The organism is Anaerosporobacter sp. (genome assembly GCF_031551385.1).
Taxonomy (GTDB): domain Bacteria; phylum Bacillota; class Clostridia; order Lachnospirales; family Lachnospiraceae; genus Anaerosporobacter.
The window spans coordinates 1-4,191 of record NZ_JAVBNS010000181.1 but is presented as its reverse complement, the minus strand read 5'-3'; the positions used below and the strand labels follow the sequence as shown (position 1 = coordinate 4,191).

The 4,191-nt window shown below is 36.4% G+C and carries 3 protein-coding genes; all 3 read left to right on the top strand.

The genetic code is table 11. The features are described from left to right. Window positions 1–683 precede the first annotated feature (683 nt). The 3 genes from RMR19_RS14470 to RMR19_RS14460 all read left to right on the top strand — a co-directional run bounded on the left by RMR19_RS14470 (window position 684) and on the right by RMR19_RS14460 (window position 4,172). Window positions 684–1,703, top strand: a complete 1,020-nt coding sequence (locus RMR19_RS14470) for a glycoside hydrolase family 88 protein (RefSeq protein WP_310604204.1) — start codon at window positions 684–686, stop codon at window positions 1,701–1,703. Window positions 1,704–1,722: 19 nt separating this feature from the next. Further along, window positions 1,723–2,631 (top strand): GNAT family N-acetyltransferase, encoded by a 909-nt coding sequence (locus tag RMR19_RS14465; protein WP_310604203.1) that lies wholly within the window; start codon window positions 1,723–1,725, stop codon window positions 2,629–2,631. An 86-nt stretch (window positions 2,632–2,717) separates the two neighbouring features. After that, entirely contained in the window at window positions 2,718–4,172 is a 1,455-nt protein-coding gene (locus tag RMR19_RS14460) for a spore germination protein (protein ID WP_310604202.1), read from the top strand. Window positions 4,173–4,191 lie beyond the last annotated feature (19 nt).

Below are 4,191 nucleotides of genomic sequence, written 5' to 3'. Positions count from 1 at the left end.
AAAGCAAAGTTGTCATATTATCCAGACATGTTTGCTGAAAAATATATTGCAACAAAAGGTTGATTTTCTCATTCGAATGAATGCTAGGAAATATTTATTCATTTGTAGGTAACTCATGTACTTGTGTATGATATATTTTTAATGCAAAACTTTGATCGCTTGTAGAGATTCTTTTCTACTGCTCTATAATACGAAACACGCTATACACCTAAGTACTTCTAAGTGTGTATGGACAGTTATCGAAAGTTTACGGAACCGCCTTCGATTCGGCGTCCTGCCTCAGCTCAGGCTGGCTCGGCGTCCATGCCTCGCCTTCCTAAGTTGTGAATATACACACTAAGAAGTACTATAGGTGTTTCGCTACCGTTTCTTAATTAGAGAGCAGTAGCAAAGAATCAAGATAAATAATGAAGTTTTGCATGTCTATTGTATTGATACACAAGTACGGAAGAATTGATGAATAAATATTACCTAGCATTCATTGCAAGGTTATTCTTAACCTTTTGGCATCCAAATTAAGATTAAAATAAAAAATTAATAAGAGGAGAGCTGTTGTAATATGAAAATATCGTACAACAGCTTTTTCTTATCCGAATTTTGTTGAAGTTAGGTAACAATACAGTTAAAATAAGCGTAATGGGGATAAGGGCATAACTACATAGAGAAGGACGAGGAGAAGGGAAATGGTTGGTTTAAAGTTTGATAAAGAAGAGATAGAGTTATTAATTGATAAAATGGTAGAGCGTACAATGCGTATGGATATGCCGTGGGAATGGCCATGTGGCGTTGCTTATTATGGGATAAGCCGTGCATATGAAGTAACTAAGAATGAAGAATATCTACAAGTCATGAAAAAGAGAATTGATGAATATATCGAACTTGGATTGCCAGCATGGACAGTTAATACATGTGCGATGGGACATTGTTTGATTACGTTATATGAAGCAACGAATGAACAAAAATATTGGGACATTGCATTAAGCAAAGTGAAGTATCTTAGAACAGAAGCGTTACGATTTGGCGATTCGGTATTACAACATACTGTTTCGATTAAGAATGATTTTCCAGAGCAAGCTTGGGCAGATACACTTTTTATGGCAGCATTTTTCTTGTTAAGAATGGGTGTTAAATTAAAAGATGAGGAAATAATAGAAGATGCACTAAATCAGTATTACTATCATATCAAATACCTACAAAACCAAGAAACAGGTTTATGGTATCACGGATATAATAACATAGAGAAAAGCCATATGTCAGGCTTTCATTGGGGAAGAGCAAATGCATGGGCAGCATATACAATGTCACAAGTAGGGCGTATATTGCCAGAATGCTATCTTTACCCTAAATATATGGAAATCGTAGGTTCATTAGATGAACAGTTATCGAATATTAAATTATTGCAGACAGAAAATGGACTATGGAGAACGATTTTGGATGATGAAACATCATATGAAGAAGTTTCGGCAGCTGCTGGTATTGCAGCAGCAATGGTGACGATAGGGAATCCACTACACACAAAATATGTGAACAAGTCCATACAAGGTGTTAAAGAAAATATTAGTGAGAGTGGAAAAGTTCTGAATGTATCTGCTGGAACGGCTGTTATGAAAGATAGCGAGGGATACAAAACAATAACAAGGAATTGGATACAAGGTTGGGGGCAAGGATTAGCCTTAGCCTTTTTAGCGGGTGTAATTGAGTAGAAAGGCAAGGTTAATTTGTATGATTCAATTTGCGAATAAGGCAATGGTTAGTGAACTAAAGAAGATTTGGAAGGAATGTTTTCATGATGAAGATTCCTATATTAACTTTTTCTTTTGTGAGTATTTTAATGATAAAACAACGTTAGTTTATATGGAAGACGAAAAGCCAGTGTCGATGCTTACGTTAATGCCGGCTAAATTACATGAGAGGACAGGAATACGAGAAGTTTATTATGTCTATGCAGTGGCAACATTGCCAGAAGCACAGGGAAGAGGATATAGTTCAAAACTACTTTATTATGCGAATGAAATCACGAAGAATGCAACATTTCTACAACCAGCAACGAAAGAATTAGAGAGTTTCTATGAAAAGAAGGGATACCTTCCTACAATAGCTCGAAAGTCATGTGTCGTGACGGAAAAACAGTTAGAAGAATTAGAACATGATCGTTTGGAATTGGAGGATATATCAGATTCAGAACTTAAAGTAGCGTCGCTATTAAGGGAAGATAGAAAACCTGCAATACATGAATTAATGATAAGAGAGTTAACAAAAGAAGACAGCGGTTTGTATAAAAAGATTCGAGATTATAAGTTGTCTTCTGTCGGCTATATAGAATGGGAAGAATCTGTACTTGCCTATGCAATAAAAGAAAATGCATTAACAGGTGGTAAAACATTGCTCATTGATGATAGGTATGTGGCAATGGTACGTGAATATGAAGGTATCTTATATATAAGGGAACATACGATGCCAAGTGATATGGTTTTAAAATTAGCAAAACAGTTATTAGCGAAAAGCAGTGCAAGTGAGTGTTCTATTCATCTGATTAGGACAGACAGTTTACAAGTAAAAGATGAGCAAATCGTTATGTCTTGCTTTGAAGTAGAGAAAGGAAATGGATATTTTAACTTAGCATTTGAATAAAATTGCAAGCTTTCTGGAAGAATGTATGATATGTGTTATTACTATCGAGTAATTATTCTATTATTCGTTCGAAAGGGAGAATAGTTTTGCAACAATTAATGGAATCAAAATATCTAAAGGATTTGTTTGAAAAAAGTGGAGATGTACTAGTTCGGGAAATAAAGACAGCGAACTACAACGTTCCGATGTGTATATTTTGTGTAGATGGATTAATAAACAGTATGGTATTTGACCAAGCAGTTTTACGGCCGTTTGCAGATAGTGTTACAGTGAAAGAGTGTAAGAATCAACGGGAATTGTATGATGCGTTATTTACAGGAATGGCGTATCATGGGTTTGTTTCAGAAGTGAAAGATATGGATCAGCTAATCCAAGGTGTAATGAGTGGAATGGCAGGTTTAATATTTGATGAGATACACGCAGCAATTTTATTTGATGTAAGAGGATTTGATAAGAGGTCTGTCTCAGAACCTTCCGATGAAGGTGTAATGAAAGGCGCAAAGGACTGTTTTATTGAAGTGCTTCGAACGAATACGGCACTGATTAGAAGAAGAATTCGCTCCAGATATCTTGTTATTGAGCAGATGACAGTAGGAAGAGTGAATCGTGCAGATATTGCAATTGCATATCTAAGTAATATTGTTGATATGGATAATGTGGAGAGGTTAAAGAATGCAATTAAAAAAATCGACATTGATAATACGCCAACTCCAGCATTCATTGAAGAATTTATAATAAGTAATCGAAGCAGTATCTTTCCGCAAGTGATGCATACGCAAAGACCAGACCGTTGTTCTTCGAATCTAACAGATGGACGTGTTGTTCTTATTATAGATGGTATGCCGTTTGTCTATATCTTACCGTGTCAATTACCGATGTTAATGCAGTCGCCAGAGGATTATGCTGAGAACTGTATTGTTGGCAGTTGTTTACGTACAATAAGATACCTTGCGTTGATTCTAACACTGATCCTACCCGGACTATACATTGCAATAACAACGTATCAACATCAAATGTTACCGATAGAGTTAGCGCTCTCAATACAGAATGCGAAGATAAATGTACCATTTTCGTCGGCAGTCGAAATATTTGGTTTACTAATATCATTTGAGATTCTTATTGAGGCAGGTTTGCGATTGCCGAAGACGGTTGGACAGGCGATGTCGATAGTAGGTGGCTTGGTAGTAGGGCAGGCAGCAGTAACCGCAAATTTAATTTCGCCTGCTGTTGTCATTATCGTAGCATTTACAGGAATAGCGGGTTTTACATTGCCGAATCAAGATTTGGCAAATGCAGTTCGTGTTATTCGATTTGCTATTGCAATATTAGCGGCATTGGGTGGATTTTTAGGTTTGATGATTGGCATAACATTAATAATTACGCACCTTTGCAGCTTGGATAATTACGGAGTGGCATATCTATCACCGTTTGTTGATGCAGAGCATAAAACACACAAGGATACCCTGTTTCGTTATCCAGTACGTTTCTTCAAGTATCGTCCTGAAGGAATTGCAAAGAAAAATCACAGAAAACAAAAGTAGGAGGGCCTATGAAAAAGAT

Coding starts and splice junctions, on each gene's coding strand:
- RMR19_RS14470 (WP_310604204.1), top strand. CDS start 684: ATGGTTGGTTTAAAGTTTGATAAAGAAGAGATAGAGTTATTAATTGAT.
- RMR19_RS14465 (WP_310604203.1), top strand. CDS start 1,723: ATGATTCAATTTGCGAATAAGGCAATGGTTAGTGAACTAAAGAAGATT.